Source organism: Streptomyces sp. NPDC005898, assembly GCF_040629635.1.
GTDB lineage: Bacteria > Actinomycetota > Actinomycetes > Streptomycetales > Streptomycetaceae > Streptomyces.
This window is the reverse complement of the sequence record NZ_JBEXWC010000018.1, coordinates 122,868-146,342: the sequence shown is the minus strand read 5'-3', so window position 1 is coordinate 146,342 and position 23,475 is coordinate 122,868. Positions and strand designations below refer to the sequence as shown.

Sequence of the window (23,475 nt, the reverse complement as noted above, 5' to 3'; positions counted from 1 at the left end):
CCAGTATCGGGGCGACCCTCCGCCTTGCGAGCGCACGCACCAGACGCCGCCAGGCCCGCCCTGCGGGCGGACGACGCTACTTTCACCACACGCCCCAGGTCGCCGCCGGGGCGGATGACGGGTCTCAGGAGGCCGACGTCGGGACCTGGGGGCGCAGCAGTGTCCGCAGGCGGGTCGTGCGGTCCTTCCAGAGGCGCTCCGCCACCGCCCGGGGCAGCTCCTGCTCGACGCCCTGGACGACCGACAGGTGCCGCTCGCCCCGGCTGAACGCCGTGTAGACCCACGGGCGGGTCAGCGACTGCCCCGCGTCACCCGGGAGCACCACGACCGCCGCCGGCCAGCGCAGGCCCGCCGCCTGGTGCGCGGTGAGCGCCCAGCCGTGCCGCAGCTCCTTGTCCACCCGCTCCTTGGGTACGACGACGGGGGCGCCGTCGCACTCCAGGTGCAGCCCCTCCGCGTCGGCCCGCACCACCCGGCCGAGCGTCGTGCGGCCCGCCGCCGGCGCGTGGGCGACGCGGTCGCCGGGGTCGAAGCCGCCGAAGCGGCCGGGGCCGGGGTTCAGCCGCTCCTTCAGCGCGGCGTTGAGCGCGCGGGTGCCGGCCGCGCCGCCGTGCCCGGGTGTGATGACCTGCGTCTGCTCGGCCGGCACGCCGATCGCCCTCGGCACCGAGTCCGCGACCAGCTGCACCGTGCGGTGGATCGCCTCGGCGGCGTCGCGCACCGGGACGAGCACGACTTCCTTGCCCGGCGCCTCGACCTGGTTCAGCTCGCCGATGCCGATGCCCGACGTCAGCTCCCCGAGCGGCCCGGGGTCGGGGGTGCGCGAGACGATCTGCGGGCAGCACCGCGCGGCCACGAGGTCCGCGAAGACCCGCCCGGGGCCCGCCGACCACAGCACGCCCGGGTCGCCGCTGAGCACCAGGCGGGCGCCGTCGGGCAGCGACTCCACGAGCATCGCCGCGCTCTCCACGTCCAACTGCGGGGCGTCCAGCACGACCAGCAGGTCAAGCGCGAGGGCGCCGTCCGCGTCCCGGCCCGGGCCCTCGGCCCCGGAGAGCAGGCCCGCCACCGTCACGGCCGTCTCGTCGGCGCCGATCGCCCGCGCGAGGCGGCGCCGTCCTTCGACGCTGTGCGCGGCGGCGCACACCCGCAGGCCGAGCGCCGCGGCCGCCGTCACCAGCGCGGCGGGCTCCGCGCGCGCCGCCTCGCCGCCGGAGTGCAGCACGAGGCCGTGCCCGGCGGTGGCGCGGATCAACTCGGCCGTGGAGCCGGACGCCTGCCCCGCCGCGGTCTCCCACTCGGCCGCCCCGGGGCCCGGGCCCTCTTCCTTGGGCAGGGAGTTGATGATCCGGGCGAGTCCGTCGGCGAGGCTCTCCTCCGCCATCGCGTACCGCTCCAGGCCGATCAGCACGCGCACCGGGCGCTCCTGCTCGCCGTCCGCGCCCTCCTCCCCGTCCCGCGCGCTCTCGTCGTCCGAGCGCTGGACCGGCACCTCGGCCCCTTCGAGGGCGTCCTGGAAGACCAGGGCGTCCCCCTCGGCCAGGGCGCTCTGCAGCGCGGCGTCCGGGTCCGGCACGGCCCGCTGCCCGAGCGCTGCGGTCAGCGCCGGGACGTCCAGCGCCGTGTGCCCCGCGACGGCGGCCTGCTCCAGGAGCCAGCCGGTGATCGCACGGCCCCTGCGCTCGTCGTCGGGCCCGCACTCGGGGCCCAGCAGCGCCCTGGCGAACCCGTCGGCCTGCTCGGGCCGCACCCCCGTCACCCGCAGCAGCTGCCAGGGGTCCGAGCGCAGTCGCTCAGCGGCTCCCTCGCCGAGAGCGGCGGCCGTGGGCGCGGCGAGGGCGGCGGGGGCCCCTCCTTCGGCGAGCACGGCGCCGACCGCGGCGACCATCTCCTCGGCGGGTGCCGCGGCCGGCTGCCGGGGGCGCACGGGTTCCTGCGCGGGGGCGGGCGCGGGCCTGCGCCGGGCGAGCTCCGGCTCCCGGAAGGCGCCGGCGAGGGGCTTCTCGCCGCTCTCCACGGCGCGTACGGCGGCCAGCAGGTCGGCGGCCGTCCCGCTCAGCTTGGTGCCGGCCTGGATCGGCCCTTCCTTGGCGGCCTTGCGCTGCTCGATGCGCTCCCGCAACTCCCGCTGCGCGGCGATCTCCGCCTCGGTCTCGGACACCTGGGCGCCCTCGGCCGTACCGTCGGCGGCGTCCTCCGCGGCCCCTTCGGGCGTGCCGTCAGCGGTGGCGTCGGCGGCCTCGGGAGCCGGTGACGTGGTGTCGTCCTGGGGCTCGGCCCCGGAGTCCCGCTCGGCCTCGGGCGCGGCCTCGGTCCCGGGCTCCTCCGCGGCGGCGGGTTCCGTACTCACAGCGTGCTCCAGTCGTGATCGGGATAGCGGTGCACCGGCGCCGACACGTCGTCGAGCGCCCGGCAGATCTCGTCAGGAAGACTAAGGGTCTCCACTGACAACGCGGCCGTGAGCTGCTGCGCGTTGCGCGCGCCGACGATCGGCGCGGTCACGCCGGGGCGGTCCCGCACCCAGGCCAGGGCGACCTGGAGGGGCGTCGCCGCGAGCCCGTCGGCGGCCGTCGCGAGGGCCTCCACGATGTGGCCCGCCGCGTCGTCCAGGTAGGGCGCGACGAACGGCGCCATGTGGTCGGAGCCGCCGCGCGAGTCGGCCGGCGTGGCGTGGCGGTACTTCCCGGTGAGTACGCCCCGGCCGAGCGGTGACGAGGGCAGCAGGCCCACCCCCAGGTCGATGGCGGCGGGCAGCACCTCGCGCTCCACGCCGCGCTGCAGCAGGGAGTACTCCATCTGCGTACTGGCGATGCGGGTGCGCGAGCCCGGCATGGCCAGCTGCCAGGTCGCCGCCTTGGCGAGCTGCCAGCCGCAGAAGTTGGACACTCCCGCATAGCGGGCCCGGCCGCTGCTGACCGCGATGTCGAGGGCCTGCAGGGTCTCGTCCAGGGGCGTCGCCGGGTCGAACGCGTGCACCTGCCACAGGTCCACGTAGTCCGTGCCGAGGCGGGCGAGGGAGGCGTCGAGCGCGGAGAGCAGATGGCCCCGCGAACCGTCGAAGCGCCGCTCGGGGTCGGGCACGCTGCCCGCCTTGGTGGCGATGACGAGGTCGCGCCGGGGCACGAGCCGCTCGATCAGGCGCCCGAGCAGATACTCCGACTCCCCGTCGCCGTACACATCGGCGGTGTCGACGAGGGAGCCGCCCGCCTCCCAGAACGCCTTCAACAGGTCGGCGGCGTCGCTCTCCCCGGTGTGGCCCCAGGTGAGGGTGCCGAGCCCGATACGGGACACACGCAGGCCGGTCCGGCCGAGATGCCTCTGCTCCATGGGCGCTGAGATTACTGGCCGCGCCCGGGCGGCGGGCGAGCCTGTGGACAAACCGGCGACTGGGGAGAACCACGTCACCCGGGAGGTGTCCGGCGCCCCCACGGGCCCCTGACGGATCAGGTGTTCGCACGCTACAGTCCCGGCACAGGGACGTTACTCATGAGTACAGCGGTAAGGGGATCGGCCATGCAGCTCGGTATCAACCTCGGCTACTGGGGCGCCGGGATGGACGCGGACAATCTCGAGGTCGCCAAGGAGGCCGACCGGCTCGGCTACGCGGTCTGCTGGGCCGCCGAGGCCTACGGCTCGGATGCCGCGACGGTGCTCTCCTGGGTGGCCGCGCAGACCGAACGCATCGACATCGGGTCCGCGATCTTCCAGATCCCGGCGCGCCAGCCCGCGACGACCGCGATGACGGCCGCGACCCTCGACTCGCTCTCCGGCGGCCGCTTCCGGCTGGGCCTCGGCGTCTCCGGCCCGCAGGTCTCCGAGGGCTGGTACGGCGTGAAGTTCGACAAGCCGCTGGCCCGCACCCGCGAGTACGTCGAGATCGTCCGCAAGGCCATGAACCGCGAGCGGCTCTCCTACGAGGGCGCGCACTGGACACTGCCGCTGCCCGGCGGCCCCGGCAAGCCCATCAAGCTGACCGTCCACCCGCCGCGCGAGCACATCCCGCTGTACATCGCCGCGATCGGCCCGAAGAACCTGGAGCAGACCGGCGAGATCGCCGACGGCGCCCTGCTGATCTTCCCGGCCGCCGAGCACCTGGAGGAGACCGCCCTGCGGCACCTGCGGGCCGGGCGCGAGAAGGCCGGCCGGACCATGGACGGCTTCGACGTCGTCCCGACGCTGCCGATCGCGGTCGGCGGGGACGACCAGGTCGACACGCTCGCGGACATGTTCCGGCCCTACACCGCGCTGTACGTCGGCGGGATGGGAAGCCGCAAGCAGAACTTCTACAACCAGCTCGCGCGGCGCATGGGATACGAGAAGGAGGCCGCCGAGATCCAGGACAAGTACCTGGCCGGCGACAAGGAGGGCGCGGCCGCCGCCATTCCGCGGCAGCTGATCGACTCGACGACGCTGCTCGGCTCCGTGGAGCGGATCGCCGACCGGATGCAGGCGTACGCGGCGGCCGGGGTCACCACGCTCACGCTGTCGCCCGCGGGCTTCACGCTGGAGGACCGGATCGCCGCGCTGCGGACCGGCACGGAGGCGCTGGAGCGCGCCGGCCTGGCGTAACCGCCGAGGAGGATTTCCGCGGGCCGGGGAGGCCTTCCGCGGGGCCGGGGAGGCCTTCCGCGGGGCCGGGAGGGTTTCCGCGGCGCCGGGGAGGATTTCCGCGGCCGTGGTGGGGGCTCGGGGGGTCTTCCCCGCCACGGCCGTCACGGGGAACAACGCCGCGAAAGCCGGTGGGTTACGGCCTCGGGGCCGCCCTTGCCGTCGCCCGTTCGGCGCAGTCGGTCCGCGCCCCTGTTGCCCGGGGGTGAACCGCGCACTTGAGTGGGTCTCTGCGGAGGTTCGCGGACAGCGGCGGTCCGCGGACAGGCGCATGGAGGTGCCAGCGATGCTTTCGGCCAAGGGTGTCTTCGAGGAGATCCTCGACAACGACGAGTCGTTCCGGCTGTTCTGCTCCATCGCCGCCAGCGGCGAGGCCCAGGGCGGCTGGGAGAACGGCCGCATCGCCGCCCTCGTACCGGCGAGCGAGCGCGCGCTCGCCCCCAAGATCACCCGGCACGGGGCGGACGAGGACAAGCACGGCAGGATCTTCGGCGCGCTGCTGAAGAAGCGCGGTCTGACGCCGGTCGAGGTCCCGCACGAGACCGACTACACGATGCTGCTGGAGAAGCACGGCATCGGCCTCGCGCACGACAAGCTCAAGGGCGACGAGCCGCTGACCGTCCAGGACGTCCTGACCTATCTCGCGCACAGCAGGGTCACCGAACAGCGCGCCTCCGAGCAGATGCGGCTGCTCCTGAAGTACTTCGCCGACCACCCGGACATCGGCCGCGCCGTCCGGATGATCTCGAACGACGAGGACAACCACCTGGCGTACTGCCACGAGGAGCTGCTGCGTTTCGCCTCCGCCGGCCACGGCCACGCCATTCAGCGCACCCTGCGCGAGTGCGCCCACACCGAGATCCGGGTTTACCGCGACGTGAGCCTCGCCGTGATGGACCACATGGGGCGCATCCTGCGCTGGCCTCCCACGAAGCGGAAGGTGCTCGCCGCGGGCATCCACGCCGTATACGCGTTCGAGCGGCTCGGCGGCTGGCGGCGGATGGTGTCCCTGCGGCTGCCCGAGCGGCGCGACGCCCTGGGCGGGTCCGCTCCCGCGCCCGAGTTCGCGTAGGCCTCTCGCGGGCACCCGGGCGCGCGGCCGCCTACAGCCAGCCCCGCCGCTTGAACATGCGGTACAGGACCACTTCCATGACGGCCATCACCACGATCACGGCCGGATAGGTCCACTCCCAGTGCAACTCCGGCATGTGGTCGAAGTTCATGCCGTAGACCCCGGCGATCATCGTCGGGACCGCCGCCATGGCGGCCCAGGCCGAGATCTTGCGCATGTCGTCGTTCTGCCGGACGCTCATCTGCGCCAGATGCGCGGACAGGATGTCCGACACCAGCCGGTCCAGGCCCTCCACCGATTCGTTGACGCGCGTCAGATGGTCGTTGACGTCCCGGAAGAAGGGCCGCGCCGTCTCGTCCACGAAGGGCACCGGCGGCCCGAAGGGGCCCGCTCCGGAGAGCCGCGCCAAGGGCAGGGACAAGGGGTTGGTGGCCCGGCGGAACTCGAGGATCTGCCGCTTGAAGTTGTAGATCCGCGACGCGGTGTGGCGCGAGCCGCCGCCGTCCGGCGAGAAGACCTCCGTCTCCAGGCCCTCCAGGTCCTCCTGCAACTCGTCGGCGACCTCCAAGTAGTGGTCCACCGAGGCGTCCGCGATCGAGTACAGGACGGACGTCGGCCCGTGCTTGAGGACGTCGGGATCGGCCTCCAGACGGTCACGCACGGTGCCGAGCGGGGCGCCCTCGCCGTGGCGGACGGTCACCACGAACGAGTCGCCCACGAAGATCATGACCTCGCCGGAGGAGACGGTGTCGGTGTTCGGCTCGTACACGACCGGCTTGAGGACCATGAACAGCGAGTCGTCGTACACCTCCAGCTTGGGCCGCTGATGGGCCTTGAGGGCATCCTCCACGGCCAGCGGATGCAGCCCGAACTCTTCGCTGACCTTGTCGAACTCCGCCTCCGTCGGTTCGTGCAGGCCGATCCAGACGAAGGCCTCGTCGATGGTCCGCGCCTCGTCCAAGGCGTCGGAGAAGTCATGCGGGCCCTCACTGCGACGACCCTCTCGATAAATGGCACAGTCGACAATCACACTCCGCAGTGTTCCCAGCCACCCCGCAGGTATCACTCCCCGGGCGCTTAGGGCCTCTCTTTCGGATCAGGCCGGATCAGGGAGCGGTGTCTGGTGCGTGCGATCGCAAGGCGGAGGAGGGAGTCGATGCGGAGCATCGGCGACCGACGACAACGCCGCGAGCGTGCGTGCCGGACGCCGCGAGCCCGGCAGGATCCGGAAGAGAGGCCCTAGGGTGGACCGTATGCCCACGCTGATCCTTGTCCGGCACGGACGCTCCACCGCCAACACAGCGGGTCTGCTCGCCGGGTGGACGCCCGGCGTGGCCCTCGACGAGCGCGGCGCCGCACAGGCCGCCGCGCTGCCCGCCCGGCTGGCCGACGTCCCCCTCGCCGAGGTCGTCACGAGCCCCTTGCAGCGCTGCCGGGAGACCCTCGCGCCGTTGCTCGCCGCCCGCCCCGGCCTCCAGGCGCACAGCGAGGACCGCATCGGGGAGTGCGACTACGGGGACTGGTCGGGCCGCAAGCTCGCCGAGCTGGCCGACGAGCCGCTGATGGAGGTCGTCCAGCAGCACCCCTCGGCCGCCCGGTTCCCCGGCGGGGAGTCCATGCGGGCCATGCAGACGCGCGCCGCCGAGGCGGTGCGCGAGTGGAACGCGCGCGTGGAGCGCGAACACGGCGAGGACGCCGTATACCTGATGTGCTCGCACGGGGACATCATCAAGTCCCTCGTCGCGGAGGCCCTCGGGCTCCACCTCGACCTGTTCCAGCGCATCTCCGTGGAGCCCTGCTCCGTCACCGTCATCCGCTACACCCGGCTGCGCCCCTTCCTCGTACGCCTGGGGGACACCGGCGACTTCGCCTCGCTCGTCCCCCGGGAGGAACCGCCGGGCGACCAGGCGGCGGTCGGGGGCGGTGCGGGCGCACCGTGATCGTCGCGCGCAGTAGGGTGAAGCGGGCTGAAGCAGGCCCCACCAGTTGAAGCAGCCCCTTTGCAGTCGATCCAATGGAGACAGGACGTGTCCCGTCAGGTGTTCCTCTACGACCCCCCGGAGCGTTTCGTCGCGGGAACGGTCGGGCTGCCCGGACGGCGCACGTTCTTCCTCCAGGCCTCGGCCGGCGTCCGGGTGACCAGCGTCGCCCTGGAGAAGACCCAGGTCGCCGCGCTCGCCGAACGCATGGAGGAACTCCTCGACGAGGTCGTGCGCCGCAGCGGGGGCAGCGCCGCCGTGCCGGCTGTCGCGCCCGCCGAGGTCACCGACAGCGCGCCGCTCGACTCCCCGGTGGAGGAGGAGTTCCGCGTCGGCACGATGGCCCTCGCCTGGGACGGCGAGGAGGAGCGGATGATCGTCGAGGCGCAGGCGCTCGTCGAGCTGGACGCCGACTCCGAGGACGACCTCGCCGAGGCCGAGGAAAGGCTCCTTCAGGACGAGGAGAACGGCCCGCCGATGCTGCGCGTGCGGCTCACCGGCGCCCAGGCCCGCGCCTTCGCCAAGCGGGCCCTCGACGTCGTGAACGCGGGCCGCCCGCCGTGCCCCCTGTGCAGCCTCCCGCTCGACCCGGAAGGACACGTATGCCCGCGTCAGAACGGATACCGGCGGGGAGCGTGACCACCGACCCCCGTACCCTCCTCACGCACGGGCAGCTCACCGTGCGCGGGCAGATCCGCGAGGCCTCGAACGCGGTGCTCTACTGCACGGTCGCGTACGAGGGCGAGGAGGCCGCCTGCGTCTACAAGCCCGTCGCCGGGGAGCAGCCGCTGTGGGACTTCCCCGACGGCACGCTCGCGCAGCGCGAGGTCGCCGCGTACGAGGTGTCGCGGGCCACGGGCTGGGACCTCGTGCCGCCGACCGTTCTGCGGGACGGCCCGTACGGCGAGGGCATGTGCCAGCTGTGGATCGACGCCTCCGGGGACGAGGCGCTCCTGGCCCTGGTCGACGGCGACGAGCCCGGGGACGGCTGGAAGGCGGTCGGACGCGCCCAGGTCGACGAGGAGCGCACCGCGCTGCTCGTGCACGCGGACGACGACCGGCTGCGGCGGCTCGCGGTGCTCGACGCGGTGATCAACAACGGCGACCGCAAGGGCGGCCATCTGCTGGCCGCCGGCGGACGCCTCTACGGCATCGACCACGGCGTCACCTTCAACGCCGAGGACCGGCTGCGGACGCTGCTGTGGGGGTGGGCGGGGGAGCCGCTGACCGAGGAGGCCGTCGAGGTCCTGCGGGGCCTGCGGGAGGCGCTCGCGGACGGCGGGGCCCTCGCCGAACGGCTCGCCGCGCTCCTCACGAAGGTCGAGGTCGAGGCGGTGCGCGAGCGGGTGCGGTCCCTCCTGGAGTCCGGGCGGCATCCGGCGCCGTCGGGGGAGTGGCCGGCGATTCCCTGGCCGCCGGTGTAGGGCCGTACGCCGCCGCGGACGGGCCCCGCACATCTTCGGGCGGACCGCAAGAGGGCCTCTTCGGCCGGCATTCGATGATCCCCACTCGTATGCGGACGCCCCGTCCGGTTAGGCTCAGGTCATGCATGCCTGGCCCGCTTCTGAGGTCCCCGCCCTTCCTGGCAAGGGCCGCGACCTCCGGATCCACGACACCGCGACCGGTGAGCTCGTCACCCTCGACCCCGGTCCCGTCGCCCGTATCTACGTCTGCGGCATCACCCCGTACGACGCGACCCACATGGGTCACGCGGCGACCTACAACGCGTTCGACCTCGTACAGCGCGTGTGGCTCGACACCAAGCGGCAGGTTCACTACGTCCAGAACGTGACCGACGTGGACGACCCGCTGCTGGAACGCGCCACCCGTGACGGCAAGGACTGGGTCGCTCTCGCCGAGGGCGAGACCGCCCTGTTCCGCGAGGACATGACCGCGCTGCGGCTCCTGCCGCCGCGGCACTACATCGGGGCCGTCGAGGCGATACCCGGCATCGTGCCGCTCGTCGAACGCCTGCGGGACATGGGCGCCGCCTATGAACTGGAGGGCGACACCTACTTCTCCGTCGAGTCCGACCCCCACTTCGGGGTGGTGTCCGGGCTGGACGCGGCCGCCATGAAGCTGCTCTCCGCCGAGCGCGGCGGCGACCCGGAGCGCCCCGGCAAGAAGAACCCCCTCGACCCGATGCTGTGGATGGCGGCCCGCGAGGGCGAGCCGAGCTGGGACGGCGCGTCCCTCGGGCGAGGGCGGCCCGGCTGGCACATCGAGTGCGTGGCCATCGCCCTGGACCACCTGGGCATGGGCTTCGACGTGCAGGGCGGCGGCTCCGACCTCGCCTTCCCGCACCACGAGATGGGCGCCTCGCACGCCCAGGCGCTGACCGGCGAATACCCCTTCGCCAAGGCCTACGTCCACGCCGGGATGGTCGCCCTGGACGGCGCGAAGATGTCCAAGTCCAAGGGCAACCTCGTCTTCGTCTCCAAGCTGCGGCGCGACGGCGTCGACCCCGCGGCGATCCGCCTCGCCCTGCTCGCGCACCACTACCGCGCGGACTGGGAGTGGACCGACTCCGTCCTGACGGAGGCCGTCGAGCGGCTCGGCCGCTGGCGCGCCGCCGTGTCCCGTCCCGACGGGCCGCCCGCCGAGACGGTCGTCGAGGAGATGCGGGAGGCTCTCGCCGACGACCTCGACGCGCCGGCCGCGCTGGCCGCCGTCGACCGCTGGGCCGCGCGGCAGGGCGCCGAGGGCGGTACGGACGAGGGGGCGCCGGGGGTTGTGTCGCGCGCCGTCGACGCGTTGCTTGGCGTGGCCTTGTAGGTCTTGCTTCAGCTCGGTCGGTCGCCCTTCGGGCTTGTCCTCAATCGCCGGACGGGCTTGAAAGTCCCCGGGCGGGCGACGAATTCTCGCGGCGTCGGCCCGAAAGCGTGGGTTCTTGGGGGAGGGGGCGGGGCGGAAGTCCAGGAGTGGGGTGGCTAAGTCCATGGCCCTGGCGGGGGGTGGCGCGCTAGACCTCCGGCATGAGATCTCCCACGCGCTTCAAAGCGGCGGTCGCCACCGCCCTGCTGGGCCTCCTCGCCGCGTTCGCGGTGCCCGGCGGCGGCGTACCGGCGCGGGCCGCCGAGGATCCCGCCACCACTGTCGGGGACGTCACCGGCTTCGACCACGCCGGTGGCGTCTACCGCCTGCGGGCGGGCGACGCCGAGGCCCGCGTCACCTTCGTCTCGCCGCGCACGTTCCGGCTCGAACTCGCCCCCGACGGACGGTTCACCGACCCCACCGGCAAGGACATCGTCCTGCCCCAGGGGAAGGCGCCGCGCACCACGTGGCGGGAGACGGGCGACCGCTACGAGCTGAGCACCTCCCAGGTGACGCTGCGCGCCTACAAGTCGCCGCTGCGCTTCGCCCTGTACCGCGCCGACGGCACCCGCCTGTGGTCCGAGTCCAAGGGCCTGACCTGGACCAAGGACACCACCACGCAGAGCCTCGCGCGCGGCGCCGACGAGCAGTTCTACGGCGCCGGGATGCAGAACGGCCGCGGCAACACCTCGCACCGCGGCAAGAAGGTCGAGGTCGGCGTCGACTACGACTGGGACGACGGCGGGCACCCCAACTCCGTGCCCTTCTACCTCTCGTCGGCAGGGTACGGCGTCTTCCGGAACACCTACGCCCCGAACACGTACGACTTCGCCGAGCCCGTGACCGCCACCGCGGAGGAACACCGCTTCGACGCCTATTACTTCGCGGGGAAGGGGAGCGACGCGGCCAAGGACGTCATCGGGCAGTACACCGGGCTCACCGGCAAGCCCTTCCTGCCGCCCGTCTACGGCCTGGAGATCGGCGACGCCGACTGCTACCTGCACAACGCCAACCGCGGCGAGCGCCACACCCTGGACGCCCTCAAGGTCGCCGACGGCTACGTCGAGCACGACATGCCGAACGGCTGGATGCTCGTCAACGACGGCTACGGCTGCGGTTACGAGAACCTCCCCGAGACCTCCAAGGGCCTCGCCGAGCGCAAGACGAAGATGGGCCTGTGGACCGAGGACGGCCTCGACAAGATCGCCGAGCAGGTCAAGGCAGGCCAGCGCGTCGCCAAGCTGGACGTCGCCTGGGTCGGCGACGGCTACAAGAAGGCCCTCGACGGCTGCAAGGACGCCCACAAGGGCATCGAGGACAACAGCGACGCCCGCGGCTTCACCTGGGCCCCCGAGAGCTGGTCCGGCGCGCAGCGCTGCGGCGTGCAGTGGTCCGGCGACCAGAGCGGCAGCTGGGAGTACATCCGCTGGCAGATCCCGACGTACGCCGGGTCCACCATGTCCGGCCTCGCGTACACCACCGGTGACGTCGACGGCATCTTCGGCGGCAGCCCCAAGACGTACGTACGCGACCTCCAGTGGAAGATGTTCCTGCCCGTCACCATGACGATGGACGGCTGGGCCGCCAGCGACAAGCAGCCCTTCCGGTACGGGGAGCCGTACACCTCCATCAACCGCAGATACCTGAAGCTGCACGAGTCGCTGCTGCCCTACCTGTACTCGTACGCCCACGAGGCGACCCGGACCGGCGTGGGCGCCGTGCGGCCGCTGGCCCTGGAGTACCCGGGCGACCCGAGGGCGGCGACCGACGCCGCCAAGTACGAGTTCCTGACCGGCGAGGACTTCCTCGTCGCCCCCGTGTACAAGGACACCACCACACGCGACGGCATCTACCTGCCCAAGGGCACCTGGACCGACTACTGGAGCGGACGCACCTACCGGGGCCCCACCACCGTCGACGGCTACAGCGCGCCCCTGGACACCCTGCCGCTGTTCGTCAGGGGCGGCGCGAGCGTACCCATGTGGCCCGGCGGCATCCGCTCCTACGCGGACCGCACGGCGCGCTCGCCGCTCGCCTGGGACATCTACCCGCAGGGCGAGTCCTCCTTCGAGCTGTACGAGGACGACGGCGTGACCCGGCGCCACCGCGCCGGGGAGTACGCCACCCAGCGCGCGGAGGTGCGGGCCCCGCGCTCCGGCCCGGGGGACGTGCGCGTACGGATCGGCGCGAGCGAGGGGCACTTCGCCGGGAAACAGGCCACCCGGCCCTACGCGTTCACGCTGCACACCGGTGACGCGCCGAGCCGCGTCGGGCTGGACGGCCGCGCCCTGCCGCGCCTCGCGTCGAAGGAGGCGTACGAGAAGGCCGGGCACGGCTGGTTCTACGACCGGGACGACCGGGGCGGTGTGGTGCGGGTCAAGACGCCGTCCCGGCGCACCGACCGCGCCTTCGAGCTGACCCTGGACGACACGAGCGCCGTCGGCGGCGCCGTGCCCGGAGCGCCCGCCACCGTGCGCGTCCCCGCCGGCCAGGAACTGGGCGCGGGCACCCCCGGCAAGGTCGTCGTCGACGTCACGGCCGGCACGAAAGACGCCACCGGCGTCGACGTCACCCTCGATGCGCCCGAGGGATGGACCGTCACCGCCGCACGGGCGGACCGCGTCCCGGCGGGCACCACGCGCCGCTTCGAGGTGGGCCTCACCCCGGCCAAGGACGCGAAGCCGGGCGAACAACCGCTGACGGCGCGCGTCCGGCACCGCTCGGCGGGCCAGGACCGCACCGCCGTCCAGCGGTTCGCGCTCGGCGTGATGCCCGAGGCGCCCGGCAAGGACACCTGGGCGAGCGACATGGTGTGGCTGAAATCCACCAACGGCTACGGCCCCGCCGAACGCGACCGCAGCAACGGCGAGTCGGGCGCCGGCGACGGGCACACGCTGACCCTCGCGGGCAAGACGTACGAGAAGGGGATCGGCACGCACGCCGACTCGGAAATCGAGCTCTACCCGGGCGGGCGCTGCTCGAAGTTCACCGCCGACGTGGGCATCGACGACGAGATCAACGGCTACGGGGAGGTGGCCTTCTCGGTCGAGGCCGACGGCGAGGTGCTGTGGACCTCACCGAAGCTGACGGGCGCCTCGCCGACCGTCCCGGCGGACGTCGACGTGCGTGGGGCACGCCATGTGGAGCTGAAGGTGACGGACACCAACGGCGCCAAGAGCGGGGACCACGCGGACTGGGCCGGGGCCGCGTTCACCTGCGCGTAGCCATCGGCATCGCGCCCGGCGCCGCTGTCGTGCGGGGTGCCGGAACGGGGCGGCTCCCGTGCGGGAACCGCCCCGTGGGCGTGGAAGCCTCAGTCGTCCGAGGTGTCGGCGGAGTCGGAGCCGCCGGAGTCCTCGCCGCTGCCCTCGCTGACGGAACCGTCCGAGGCCGGCTCGTCCGGAACCGCCCCCTCGGGCGCCGGCCCCTGCGCGGTGGGCCCGTCGGGTGCCGCCTCGGCGTCCGAGCCGGCCCGCCGTCCCGGCTTGGACGGTTTCGGCGGACGCGTCCGCTCGCCGGACGTGTCCCGCAGGTACGACGCGCCCTCACCACCGTCCGTGGCATGACCGCCCGGCTGCGGCGAACCGGCGGGACCGGTGGCCCCGTCCCGCCGCCGCAGATAGCGCTCGAACTCGCGCGCGATGGCCTCGCCCGACGCCTCCGGCAGATCGGCGGTGTCCCGCGCCTCCTCCAGCGACTGGACGTACTCGGCGACCTCGCTGTCCTCGGCGGCCAGTTGGTCCACGCCCAGCTGCCAGGCGCGCGCGTCCTCGGGCAGCTCGCCCAGCGGGATGCGCAGGTCGATCAGGTCCTCCAGGCGGTTGAGGAGCGCGAGCGTGGCCTTCGGGTTCGGCGGCTGCGAGACGTAGTGCGGGACGGCGGCCCAGAGGCTGACGGCCGGGACACCCGCGTGCGTGCACGCCTCCTGGAGAATGCCGACGATCCCCGTCGGGCCCTCGTACTTGGTCTCCTCCAGGTCCATGGTGCGCGCGAGATCCGGGTCGGACGTCACGCCGCTGACCGGCACCGGACGGGTGTGCGGGGTGTCGCCGAGCAGCGCGCCCATGACGACGACCAGCTCGACGCCCAGCTCGTGCGCGAAGCCGAGGATCTCGTTGCAGAACGACCGCCAGCGCATGGACGGCTCGATCCCGCGCACCAGGACGAGGTCACGCGGCTTGTCGCCGCCGACGCGGACCACCGAGAGCCGGGTCGTGGGCCAGGTGATCTTGCGGACCCCGTCGTCGAGCCAGACGGTGGGGCGATTGACCTGGAAGTCGTAGTAGTCCTCGGCGTCCAGCGCCGCGAACACCTCGCCCTTCCACTCCTTCTCCAGATGCGCGACCGCGGCGGAGGCGGCGTCGCCGGCGTCGTTCCAGCCCTCGAACGCGGCCACCATGACCGGGTCGACCAGCTCGGGAACTCCCTCGAGCTCGATCACCCAGGCCTCCTTCCGACGTTCCCTTGCGTACGCCCCAACCTTACGGCGTCGGCGGGGGCCCTCCGCAGCCCCCATGCGTGGGGGAATGCGTGATCACTGCCCACCCCCGGCGCCGGGAAACGGTGCTCGCGGCGTGGACCGCGGCCACTGCTCCGGCACGCCTCAGCCGAAGCGTTCGATCCGGATCCGGTCCACCGGCTGGCCGGCCTCCACCAGCAGCCGCGAGGCGTGCTCCGCGAAGCCGTTGGAGCCGCAGACGTACGCCTCCCAGCCGCCCTCGGGCCGCCCCTTCGCACCGAGGAAGGGCGCCAGGTGCCCCGCGTGCAGACGGCCCTCGGTACGGGTCAGGACGACGGTGGTCTCATCCGCGTATTCGTCGGCGTAGATCAGGTCCTCGGGCGTGCGCGCCGAGACGATCAGCCGCAGCGGCAGGCCGAGGCCGCGCAGGCGGTGGTGGCGGACCATCGACATCAGCGGCACCACACCCGAGCCCGCCCCGAGCAGCAGCGCGGGCCGGTCGCCCGGCCAGGCGAAGAAGCCGGACAGCGGGCCGCGCACCTCCACCGTGTCGCCGACGCGGGCCACGGTGTGCAGATGCCCGGACACCTCACCGCCGGGCACGTGGTCGAGGGTCAGCTCGATCTCGCCGCTGCCGTCGGGCGCGGAGGCGATCGAGTAGTGCCGCTGGGCGACATAGCCGTCCGGCGCCGTGAGCCGCAGCATGAGGTGCTGGCCCGGCAGATGGCCCGCCCAGTCGGACACCTTGAGCCGGAACGTCGAGGCAGCCGGGGTCTCCCGGCGGATGTCCGTGATCAGCGCGCGCTGCCACAGGGCGGCGGCGCGGTTGCTGACGGCGATCCGGCCGGGCACGGCGAACCGCGTCGGCGGCACGAAGGGCCGTTCCGGGGAGGGGGTTTCGGGGGTTTCAGAGGTTCCGGAGGGGATGTCAGTCACCTGCGTAGCGCTCCTCGGCCCACGGGTCGCCCCGGTGGTGGTAGCCGTTCCGTTCCCAGAAGCCCGGCTCGTCGTGGTCGAGCAGGCGCAGCCCCGCGACCCACTTGGCGCTCTTCCAGAAGTAGCGGTGGGGGACGATCAGCCGGGCCGGGCCGCCGTGCTCGGCGGGCAGCGGCTCGTCCCCGTACTCCCACACGATCCACGCCCGGCCGCCCGTCACGTCGTCGAGCGGGAGGTTGGTGGTGTAGCCGGTGTGGGAGTACGCGACGACGTGCGTGGCCGCGGGCAGCGGGCCGGCGTCGGCGAGGAACGTGTCGAGGCTCACCCCGCCGAAGCGCACCCCGAACTTGGACCAGCTGGTCACGCAGTGGATGTCGCCGCGGTACTCCGAGGCGGGCAGCGCGTGCGCCTCGTCCCAGGTCCAGGTGCGCGGCGCCGCCACGAGACCGTCGACGCGGAAGGTCCAGTCGGCGGCCGCGAGGGACGGGGTCACCTCGGCGGACAGCACGGGCCAGCCGTCCCGCGCGTCGTACTGGCCCGGGGGCAGGCGCGGATCGCGGTCGGCGGCCCGGGCGCGGCCGGTGAAGCCGCGGGTGGGCTCGAAGGCCTCGGCCCCGGCGGGCGGGGGGCGGAAGGGGGAGGTCATGCGGTGCTCGTCACTCCGGGGTCGGTCGCCGCGTCCCGCAGGGCGCGCAGGACAGCCGGTTCGTCCAGCGTACGCAGGGTGCGCCCGCGCATCAGGACGCGCCCGCCGACGACGGTGTCGCGCACGTCACCGGCCCTGGCGGCGTACGCCAGCGTCGACCAGGGGTCGTGCCGGGGCGCGAGATGCGGCCGGTCCAGGTCGAGCACGATCAGGTCCGCCCGCTTGCCCGCCTCCAGGGAACCCAGTTGGTCCGCGAGGCCGAGGGCGCGCGCCGACTCGATCGTCGCCATGCGTACGGCCTGCTCGGCGCCGACCGCCGTGGGGTCGCCGCCCGCCTTGTGCACCAGGGCGGCGATGTTCACCGCGCCCAGCAGGTCCAGTGTGTTGGAGCTCACGGCGCCGTCCGTGCCGAGGCCCACCGTGACGTCGGCGGCCAGCAGATCGGGGACGCGGGCGATGCCGCAGCCCAGCTTCAGGTTCGACACCGGGCAGTGCGCGACGGCCGTGCCCGTGCGGGCCAGCGTCGCGATCTCCGCGTCGGTCAGGTCGACGGCGTGCGCGAGCAGCGTGTCGGGGCCGAGCACGCCGAGCGAGTCGAGCAGTTCCACCGGACGCATGCCGTACCGCTCGGTGACCATCGCCACCTCGCCCGCGTTCTCGGCGGCGTGCAGGTGCAGCAGGGCGCCGAACTCCCGGGCGAGCGCGGTGATCTCCGTCAGCTGCCCGGGGTCCAGGGTGTACGCGGAGTGCGCGAAGACCACGGGGCGGGTGCCCGGCGCGGGGGTGCGGGACTTCAGGTCGGCCCTCGCCCAGCCGAGCCGCTCCGCGTAGGGGCGGCCGTCGGGCGGACCCGGCACGTCCATGAACGTCGGGCCGGTCAGCAGCCGCCATCCGGCGTCGCGCGCCACGGCCTCGGCCGCCTCGTGGAACCAGTACATGTCGAGCGCGGCGGTGACCCCGCCGCGCACGGACTCGGCGATCGCGGCGCCGAGCGCGGCCCTCACCGTGGCCGGGTCCAGGATCGCCGCCTCGCGCGGGATCACCCGGGCGAGGAAGCCCTGGAGGGTCACGTCGTCGGCGATGCCGCGCATCAGGTTCATCGCCAGGTGCGTATGGGTGTTGATGAGCCCGGGCAGGACGAGGCAGCCCCGGGCGTCGATCTCCTCGGCGGCCTCGTAGGCCCGGCGCAGCCGTGCGGCGGGGCCCACCTCGACCACGCGCCCGGCGCGGACGGCCACCGCGCCGTCCGGCACGACCGTGCCCGCGTCGTCGACGGTCAGCACGTCCGCGCCGTGCACCAGCAGGTCGAGGGAGCCGCCGCGGGCCTGGGCAGGCAGGTCGGTGGGGTGCGTCACTCGTGTCTCTTCCCGTTCGCCTCGGTCGTGTCAGTGCTCGGCCGCGGCCAGCAGGCGCAGCGCGTCCAAGGCTATCCGGGCGCCCCGCTCGACCCCTTCGGCGACCACGTCGCGGTGCGGGTCGTAGGCGCCGGTCGACAGGGGGTCGTCCGCGTCCACCAGTTCGTCGGCGTTGGCGCCGTCCACGACCAGCGCGCCGCCCGCCGTCAGACCGTGCGTCGAGGCGAAGACGTACAGGGCGGACAGCTCCATCTCGATGGCGGCGATCCCCGCGGCCGCGTACGCCTCGCCGGGCAGCGGCAGGAAGCCCGGCTGGAACGCCGCCCGCGTCCACACCACGCCCCGGTGGTAGGGGGCGCCCGCCGCCCGCGCCGCGCGCTGGAGGGCGATGACCGCCTCCGGGGCGGAGAACGCCGGGTACTCGGCGGGGATCAGCTGCTGGGTCACGCCGTCGTCGCGCACCGCCGCGTCCGCGATGACGAGGTCGCCGTCCTGGATGCCGGGGCGGATCGCGCCCGCCGTGCCGAGCCGCAGGAAGGTGCGGACGCCCGCCTCGGCCAGCTCCTGGAAGAGGAGGATCGCGCCGGGGGCGCCCACGCCGTGCGAGGCGACGACGACCTCGGTGCCCTGCCAGGTGCCGGTGAAGACGCGGTACTCGCGGTGGTGCGACACCTCTTTCGCGTCGGACAGCAGATCGGCGACGGCGGCCGCGCGACCCGGGTCTCCGACCACCACCGCTCGGGCGGGCAGGCCGCTCCGGGGGACACGGGTGACGGGCAGCGCGTCGGTGAGGGACGTCATGAAGAGGCTCCTACCAGGGGCTCGGGGGCCGGCGGACCGGGGTCCGGGGACGTGGGGCCGGCGGGACGGCGCTTACGCCGTCCGCGCCGCGCCGTGGACAGGAAGAGGGCGGCCAGGGTCACCACGTAGGGAGCCGCGTCGGTCGCCTGCGGCGGCAGGCCGTTGCCCTGCAGCCGGAAACCGACCGCCTCCGCGACACCGAACAGCAGCGCGGCGAGCAGCACCCCGACCGGCAGCGCCCGGCCCAGCATGACCGCGACCACGGCGATCCAGCCGCGCCCCGCCGTCATGTTCTCCGAGAAGAGCGTGACGTTGCCGAGCGCGAGTTGGGCGCCGGCGAGGCCGCACAGGAGACCGCTGGTGAGCACGGCCGCGTAGCGGTACCTCGCCGGGCTCACGCCGAGCGTCGCGGCCGCGTCCGGTGCCTCGCCGACACCGCGCAGCCGCAGCCCCCACGGGTGCCGGGCGAGGAACACGGCCGCGACGACGACGGCCGCCCAGGACAGATAGACGAGGGGCGAGTGGCCGGACAGCACGGGCCCGAGAGACGGGACGGCGCCCAGGCCCGGCAGGCCGATGCCGTCCAGACCCGCGAGCGCCGGATCGGAGAAGGTGCCCTGCACGCCGAAGACCGTACGCAGCAGGAACCCGGTCAGGCCGACGGCGAGGAGGTTGAGCGCGACGCCGAGGACGACGGCGTCGCCGCGCAAGGTGATGGTGCCCACGGCGAGGATCATCGCGTACGCGGCGGACGCGAGGGCACCGAACAGGACACCGAGCCACGCGCTGCCGGTGAACCAACTGCCCGCCACGGCGCTGAAGCAGCCGATCAGCATCATGCCTTCGAGGCCGATGTTGAACACGCCCGCCCGCTCGCAGATCGCGCCGCCGAGCGCGGCGAGCAGGATCGGTGTGAGCGCGAGGAGCGCGGAGTGGAACAGCGCGGAGTCCACGGACATCACAGGCCCCCTTCCGGGCGTGCGGACTTCTCGGCGCGCCGCCACGTGAGGCGCAGGCGGGCGGCCAGGAAGACGATGACGACGGCCTGGAGCACCTGCGTCAGCTCGCGCGGCACCTCGGTGGCCCGCTCCATGGCGAGCCCGCCCACGTCGAGCGCGGCGAAGAACAGCGCGGCGAGCGCGGTGCCCAGCGGCGCCGCCGAGGCCAGCAGCGCGGCGGTGAGCCCGGTCCAGGTGTGCCCGGCGGCGGTCAGTGAGCCGTCGACGAAGCGGTGGGGGAAACTGAGCACGCCGATCGCGCCGACCAGTCCCGCCACGGCCCCCGACAGGCTCATCAGGCGCAGGGTGAGGCGCGGCCGGTCGATCCCCGCGTACGCGGCGAAGCGCGGGTTCAGGCCCGTCATGCGGATCTCGTAGCCGGTGGCGGTGCGGGCGTCCGCGACGGCGAACGCCGCGGCGGCGAGCGCGACGAGGACGAGCCCCACGGTGACCGTCGACGAACCGAAGGCGGGCAGCGCGACACCGTCCGGCAGCGGCCTGGTCTGCGGCAGGCTCGAACCCTCCTCCTTGAGCGGGAAACGCGCGAGGTAGGAGGCGAAGGACTGGGCCGGATAGCCGAGCAGCAGACTGCTGACCAACAGCGGTACGCCGAACCGGTTCTGGCAGAGCGCGGCGAGCGCGGCGTAGCCGGCGCCCGCCGCCGTCCCGGCGAGCAGCGCGGCGGCCACGGCGAGCGGCGCGGGCAGCGGGACGTAGAGACCGGTGGCCGCGGCGGCGATCCCGCCGAGCACCAGCTGCCCGTCGCCGCCGAGGTTCAGCAATCCCGCCCGCAGGGGGATGGCGAGCGCCACCGCGAGCCCGAGGATGCTGGTCCCGGTGGTCAGCGTCGACCCGATCCCGTCGGGCCCCAGCGCGCCGTCGACGACGGCCCCGTACGCGCCGAGAGGATCGGCCCCGGTCCCGAGGAGGAAGAGCGCCCCGACGAGCACGGCGGCCACCACGGAGTGCAGGGCGGGGGAGCGTGCGATCCGCGCTCCGGCGGATGTTCGGACCGCCATGTCAGGGGGCCTCCTTCGAAGGCGGGGCGGCGGCGTCGGCGGGAGCGCCCGCCATCGCGAGACCGAGCGTGCGTTCGTCCGCCGCGGCGCGCGGGTACTGCGCGACGACGCGGCCCTCGTACATCACGAGGATCCGGTCCGCGAGGCCGCGGAGCTCGCTCAGCTCGGCGGAGACGAGCAGGAGGGCGTGGCCGGCGTCGCGGTGGGCGATCAGGTGGTCGTGGATCGTCTGCACGGCTCCGATGTCCACGCCCCGGGTGGGCTGCTCGACGATCAACACCGGTGCCTCGTGGGCGAGTTCGCGGCCGATGACGAGCTTTTGCAGATTGCCGCCCGACAGGGAGCCGGCCGGGTGCGCGGTCGACGCCGTCTTGATGCCGAAGCGCTCCACCAGCGTCCGCGCGTGCTCGCGCAGCCGCGCCGGACGGAACGGGCCGGGCCCGCGGTGGTGGCCCATCGCGAGGTTCTCCGCGATCGTCGCGGCCGGCGCGGTGCCCACCGCCGAGCGGTCCTCGGGGACGTACGCGAGACCGGCGGCGCGGCGTTCCCCGACCGTCGCGTCCGTGAGGTCCCGCCCGCCGAGCGTCACCCGGCCCCCGGTCACCCGGCGCAGCCCGGTGACGGCCTCGACCAGCTCCGACTGGCCGTTGCCCGCGACCCCCGCGACGCCGACGATCTCCCCGGCGCGGACCGTGAGCGTGACGCCCCGCACCCCGTCCGCCGTCAGGTCGGTGACCGCGAGGACCTCCTCGCCCGGCGAACCGGCCGGATGCGTCCGGTCGAGGTCCACCGCACGCCCCGTCATGGCCGCCGCGATGCCGTCCGCGCTGGTGTCGGCGGTCCGCGTGCGCACCGCCACCCGTCCGTCGCGCAGCACGGTCACGGCGTCGCTGCCCTCGATGACCTCGCGCAGCTTGTGCGTGACCAGCAGGACGGTGCGGCCCTCGTCCGCGAGCGAGCGCAGCACACCGAAGAGCGCGTCCGCCTCGGCGGCCGTCAGCACGGCGGTCGGCTCGTCGAGGATGAGCGTACGGGCGCCCCGGTACAGCAGTTTGAGGATCTCCACGCGCTGGCGCACGCCCACCGGCAGGTTCCCGACCCTCGCCGCCGGGTCGACGGCGAGCCCGTGCTCCTCGGCGAGCGCGGCCACCCGCCGCAGCGCCGCCCCGCGGTCGGTGAGACCAAAGCGGCGCGGCTCGGCGGCGAACACCACGTTCTCGGCGACCGTGAAGGACGGGAAGAGCTTGAAGCTCTGGTGCACCATCCCGAGCCCGGCCGCGATGGCCTCGCTCGGGCTCGCGAAGGACACCTCGCGCCCGTCCAGGAGCACCTGGCCCGCGTCCGGCCGCCGCAGGCCGTACAGGACGGACATCAGCGTGGACTTGCCCGCGCCGTTCTCGCCCATCAGCGCGTGGACCTCACCGCGCCGGACGGTCAGGTCGACCCGGTCGTTGGCGAGCGTGCCGGGGAACTCGACGGTGATGCCCCGCAGTTCGACGGCGGGCACGGCCCCGGCGTCCGCGCCGGCGTCCTCAGGCCGCGGGGTCATCGACGGTCAGCTTCCCGGCGACGATGTCGTCGCGCAGCTCCTCGACGCGCCGCAGCACATCCTTGTTGGCGGGCTTCGCGATCAGGCACTTGGAGCCGGCGAGCCCCGGCTCCAGACCGGTCAGCGACATGCCGCCCTCTTTGAGGCCGTACGACACCGTGGTGCCGCCCTTGCCGTCGAGGATCTGCGCGATGCCCTTCTCCACGGCGACATCGGTCTTCTTCAGTACGTTGTCGACGACGACACCGGGGCTGCCCAGGCACTGGTTGGCGTCCACGCCGTACGCCTGGAAGCCCTTGCCGCCGGCGGTCCCCGCCGCCTGGAAGACGCCCGTGTTGCCGCCCGCCGCGGCGGCCATGACCTGGTCGGCCCCGCCCGATGCGAGCGTCGCCCCCTGGTCCTTGGCGCGCGCCGCGTCGTTGAACGGCGACTGGCCGCCGACGAACAGCGTCCGCGCGGACACCTTCGGCTCGACCTTCCGCGCGCCCGCCGCGAACGGCTCGCTGTAGCGGCGGAACTGGGGCGTGTCGAGCACGTCGACGGCCCCCACCTTCTTGCTCTTCGTGAGCAGACCGGCCTCCGCGCCCGCCAGGTACACCGCCTCGTGCTCGCGGAAGACGGCGCAGGTGACGTTCTCGTACGCCTTCTCGGTGCACGCGTCGACCAGCAGGAACTGCTGCTCGGGATGCTCCTTGGCCTGCTGCGCGAGGATGTCCGCGAACTCGAAGCCCACCAGCACGACGACGTCGGGCGCGGCGTCGACGGCCGAGGCGACGTTCTGCCGGCGCGAGTCGATGTCGCTGCTCTGGAAGACCTTCTGCGAGCCGCCCCGCGCCTTCGCCGCCGCCTGCACACCGCTGACGGCCAGCTTCAGGAACTCGTTCTGGGCGACCGGGTCGGGCGTCACGAGCGTGAACGCCTTGCCGCCGCTCTCGTGCGAACCCCCGCCCTTGGCCGCGGCGTTGCAGCCCGAGGCGAGGAGCGCGGCGCAGAGGGCACCGGCAGCGGCCGAGGTGAGCCGCGGGGACATGCGCGTACGCAAGGACATCAGGGACACGGGGAGCGCCTTAGTGGAGGTGCCCGGGAGCGGCCCGGGCGGGTGGCAGGAGAGTCGTACCTGTGCGAGCGGCGTCGCTCAGCGGGAACAGCAGCGACAGCGGCACATTCGGCGGCCGCAGGACACGGCGGGGCAGCGCGGCGCGGCGGATGTCGCGTGCATGGGCTGCCTCCTCACGCCGT

Annotated in this window: 19 protein-coding genes; 7 read left to right on the top strand and 12 right to left on the bottom strand. The window is 73.7% G+C overall.

What is annotated here, in order from left to right; translation table 11 throughout:
* Positions 1-124 precede the first annotated feature (124 nt).
* Positions 125-2,350 carry a helix-hairpin-helix domain-containing protein gene (locus ABZ385_RS23550; RefSeq protein WP_358912992.1) on the bottom strand — a complete coding sequence of 742 codons (2,226 nt, stop codon included), beginning with the start codon at positions 2,348-2,350 and terminating at the stop codon, positions 125-127.
* Positions 2,347-3,327 (bottom strand): aldo/keto reductase, encoded by a 981-nt coding sequence (locus ABZ385_RS23545; RefSeq protein ID WP_358578927.1) that lies wholly within the window; start codon positions 3,325-3,327, stop codon positions 2,347-2,349. Before ABZ385_RS23545 ends, ABZ385_RS23550 begins: the two co-directional genes overlap by 4 nt.
* 186 nt (positions 3,328-3,513) lie before the next feature.
* Between ABZ385_RS23545 and ABZ385_RS23540 the strand changes: the two genes are divergently transcribed.
* On the top strand, positions 3,514-4,569 hold the full coding sequence (locus ABZ385_RS23540) for an LLM class F420-dependent oxidoreductase (protein ID WP_358697503.1): 1,056 nt from the start codon (positions 3,514-3,516) through the stop codon (positions 4,567-4,569).
* Between the two features lie 325 nt (positions 4,570-4,894).
* Positions 4,895-5,680: a ferritin-like domain-containing protein gene (locus ABZ385_RS23535; RefSeq protein ID WP_358912990.1), complete on the top strand. Its 786-nt coding sequence runs from the start codon at positions 4,895-4,897 to the stop codon at positions 5,678-5,680.
* A gap of 31 nt (positions 5,681-5,711) precedes the next feature.
* On the opposite strand, the gene corA is transcribed toward ABZ385_RS23535, so the two are convergent.
* Entirely contained in the window at positions 5,712-6,710 is a 999-nt protein-coding gene (gene corA / locus ABZ385_RS23530; protein WP_358697500.1) for a magnesium/cobalt transporter CorA, read from the bottom strand.
* 223 nt (positions 6,711-6,933) lie between these two features.
* On the opposite strand from corA, the gene ABZ385_RS23525 reads away from it, so the two are divergent.
* The 5 genes from ABZ385_RS23525 to ABZ385_RS23505 all read left to right on the top strand — a co-directional run bounded on the left by ABZ385_RS23525 (position 6,934) and on the right by ABZ385_RS23505 (position 13,697).
* The gene (locus tag ABZ385_RS23525) at positions 6,934-7,620 is read left to right on the top strand and encodes a histidine phosphatase family protein (protein WP_358578939.1); all 687 of its coding nucleotides are present in this window, start codon (positions 6,934-6,936) and stop codon (positions 7,618-7,620) included.
* An 87-nt stretch (positions 7,621-7,707) separates the two neighbouring features.
* Positions 7,708-8,298, top strand: a complete 591-nt coding sequence (locus ABZ385_RS23520; protein ID WP_358578942.1) for a DUF3090 domain-containing protein — start codon at positions 7,708-7,710, stop codon at positions 8,296-8,298.
* On the top strand, positions 8,262-9,083 hold the full coding sequence (locus ABZ385_RS23515; RefSeq protein ID WP_358912988.1) for an SCO1664 family protein: 822 nt from the start codon (positions 8,262-8,264) through the stop codon (positions 9,081-9,083). Before ABZ385_RS23520 ends, ABZ385_RS23515 begins: the two co-directional genes overlap by 37 nt.
* Before the next feature lie 121 nt (positions 9,084-9,204).
* A complete protein-coding gene (mshC, locus tag ABZ385_RS23510) occupies positions 9,205-10,434 on the top strand; it encodes a cysteine--1-D-myo-inosityl 2-amino-2-deoxy-alpha-D-glucopyranoside ligase (RefSeq protein ID WP_358697496.1) in 1,230 nt (409 codons plus the stop codon).
* A 200-nt stretch (positions 10,435-10,634) separates the two neighbouring features.
* Complete coding sequence (locus tag ABZ385_RS23505; protein WP_358912986.1) at positions 10,635-13,697, top strand: NPCBM/NEW2 domain-containing protein; 3,063 nt, start codon at positions 10,635-10,637, stop codon at positions 13,695-13,697.
* Between the two features lie 89 nt (positions 13,698-13,786).
* Here the strand turns inward: ABZ385_RS23505 and ABZ385_RS23500 are convergent, their stop codons facing one another.
* From ABZ385_RS23500 to ABZ385_RS23460, 9 genes are all read right to left on the bottom strand, one after another.
* The gene (locus ABZ385_RS23500) at positions 13,787-14,914 is read right to left on the bottom strand and encodes a PAC2 family protein (RefSeq protein ID WP_358912984.1); all 1,128 of its coding nucleotides are present in this window, start codon (positions 14,912-14,914) and stop codon (positions 13,787-13,789) included.
* A gap of 162 nt (positions 14,915-15,076) precedes the next feature.
* Positions 15,077-15,859, bottom strand: a complete 783-nt coding sequence (locus tag ABZ385_RS23495; protein ID WP_358913000.1) for a ferredoxin reductase — start codon at positions 15,857-15,859, stop codon at positions 15,077-15,079.
* Between the two features lies 1 nt (position 15,860).
* A complete protein-coding gene (locus ABZ385_RS23490; protein WP_358912982.1) occupies positions 15,861-16,514 on the bottom strand; it encodes a sulfite oxidase-like oxidoreductase in 654 nt (217 codons plus the stop codon).
* On the bottom strand, positions 16,511-17,869 hold the full coding sequence (locus ABZ385_RS23485) for an amidohydrolase (protein WP_358912980.1): 1,359 nt from the start codon (positions 17,867-17,869) through the stop codon (positions 16,511-16,513). The genes ABZ385_RS23490 and ABZ385_RS23485 overlap by 4 nt, the downstream gene beginning before the upstream one ends.
* Before the next feature lie 30 nt (positions 17,870-17,899).
* The gene (locus tag ABZ385_RS23480) at positions 17,900-18,670 is read right to left on the bottom strand and encodes a purine-nucleoside phosphorylase (protein WP_358912978.1); all 771 of its coding nucleotides are present in this window, start codon (positions 18,668-18,670) and stop codon (positions 17,900-17,902) included.
* A complete protein-coding gene (locus ABZ385_RS23475; RefSeq protein WP_358912976.1) occupies positions 18,667-19,629 on the bottom strand; it encodes an ABC transporter permease in 963 nt (320 codons plus the stop codon). Before ABZ385_RS23475 ends, ABZ385_RS23480 begins: the two co-directional genes overlap by 4 nt.
* A complete protein-coding gene (locus ABZ385_RS23470) occupies positions 19,629-20,687 on the bottom strand; it encodes an ABC transporter permease (RefSeq protein ID WP_358578967.1) in 1,059 nt (352 codons plus the stop codon). Before ABZ385_RS23470 ends, ABZ385_RS23475 begins: the two co-directional genes overlap by 1 nt.
* Position 20,688: 1 nt before the next feature.
* Positions 20,689-22,236 (bottom strand): ABC transporter ATP-binding protein, encoded by a 1,548-nt coding sequence (locus ABZ385_RS23465; protein ID WP_358912975.1) that lies wholly within the window; start codon positions 22,234-22,236, stop codon positions 20,689-20,691.
* Positions 22,220-23,266 (bottom strand): BMP family ABC transporter substrate-binding protein, encoded by a 1,047-nt coding sequence (locus tag ABZ385_RS23460; RefSeq protein WP_358912998.1) that lies wholly within the window; start codon positions 23,264-23,266, stop codon positions 22,220-22,222. The genes ABZ385_RS23465 and ABZ385_RS23460 overlap by 17 nt, the downstream gene beginning before the upstream one ends.
* Between the last annotated feature and the right edge of the window lie 209 nt (positions 23,267-23,475).

Coding starts and splice junctions, on each gene's coding strand:
- ABZ385_RS23545 (WP_358578927.1), bottom strand. CDS start 3,327: ATGGAGCAGAGGCATCTCGGCCGGACCGGCCTGCGTGTGTCCCGTATC.
- ABZ385_RS23540 (WP_358697503.1), top strand. CDS start 3,514: ATGCAGCTCGGTATCAACCTCGGCTACTGGGGCGCCGGGATGGACGCG.
- ABZ385_RS23535 (WP_358912990.1), top strand. CDS start 4,895: ATGCTTTCGGCCAAGGGTGTCTTCGAGGAGATCCTCGACAACGACGAG.
- ABZ385_RS23525 (WP_358578939.1), top strand. CDS start 6,934: ATGCCCACGCTGATCCTTGTCCGGCACGGACGCTCCACCGCCAACACA.
- ABZ385_RS23515 (WP_358912988.1), top strand. CDS start 8,262: ATGCCCGCGTCAGAACGGATACCGGCGGGGAGCGTGACCACCGACCCC.
- mshC (WP_358697496.1), top strand. CDS start 9,205: ATGCATGCCTGGCCCGCTTCTGAGGTCCCCGCCCTTCCTGGCAAGGGC.
- ABZ385_RS23505 (WP_358912986.1), top strand. CDS start 10,635: ATGAGATCTCCCACGCGCTTCAAAGCGGCGGTCGCCACCGCCCTGCTG.
- ABZ385_RS23490 (WP_358912982.1), bottom strand. CDS start 16,514: ATGACCTCCCCCTTCCGCCCCCCGCCCGCCGGGGCCGAGGCCTTCGAG.
- ABZ385_RS23480 (WP_358912978.1), bottom strand. CDS start 18,670: ATGACGTCCCTCACCGACGCGCTGCCCGTCACCCGTGTCCCCCGGAGC.
- ABZ385_RS23475 (WP_358912976.1), bottom strand. CDS start 19,629: ATGTCCGTGGACTCCGCGCTGTTCCACTCCGCGCTCCTCGCGCTCACA.
- ABZ385_RS23470 (WP_358578967.1), bottom strand. CDS start 20,687: ATGGCGGTCCGAACATCCGCCGGAGCGCGGATCGCACGCTCCCCCGCC.
- ABZ385_RS23465 (WP_358912975.1), bottom strand. CDS start 22,236: ATGACCCCGCGGCCTGAGGACGCCGGCGCGGACGCCGGGGCCGTGCCC.
- ABZ385_RS23460 (WP_358912998.1), bottom strand. CDS start 23,266: ATGTCCCCGCGGCTCACCTCGGCCGCTGCCGGTGCCCTCTGCGCCGCG.